Here is a 651-nt window from a genome sequence, read left to right on the forward strand (position 1 = left end):
GGGCGTTACATTTTTATCGACACAAGGAGTCAACGTTGAAATTTAAAGAAAAACTAGAAAAGTCTAAGAAAAGATCTAGATTGGCTTATCTGGTGGCTCTTTTAGCTGTTATTTATTTTGTAATGACAGTTATTAAGGGGGTGTATTTTTGGACCGATGGCAGTACTCATTTATTAGGTCAAAATATAAACGAAGGAATAAAATGGTTGTTTTCTAATACATGGGTTTTTCCTATTAGCAATCTATGGGAAAGCATACCAGCAATTCCATTTGAAGTTAGAGAACCATTATTGTTTTACAAGGTAATTGTGCCACCGACAGTTGTATTTGGTATTTGTGCATTATTTATATCCGATCACCGCATATTAAAGGTAAAGTTTTACGAACTAAAATCTGAAATTGAAAAAGAAATTGCTCTACGTGAAATGCGTAAAGATGCAGGATTAGATACAGTTAAAGAATCAGCTACGATTGACATTGCAATAAATAATGCAACAAATGATGATCCAGCTTGGCATAATACAGGTTGGGGGAAAATAATAATTGGTGTTGCAATTGCGGCTGTAATCGCAGCAATTGGTTTAAAGTAAACAAAATGTAACAAGTAAATCCAGGTGACGCCTACGGCGCACCTGATTTAGGCGTTAGGTG

Annotated in this window: 1 protein-coding gene; it reads left to right on the plus strand. The window is 35.2% G+C overall.

The genetic code is table 11. The features are described from left to right. A partial coding sequence (locus ACY2RQ_RS19660) for a hypothetical protein (RefSeq protein ID WP_490114711.1) occupies window positions 1-590 on the plus strand: 590 nt, incomplete at its 5' end. Window positions 591-651: the final 61 nt, after the last annotated feature.

Source organism: Parendozoicomonas sp. 209JJ7-1, assembly GCF_058147085.1.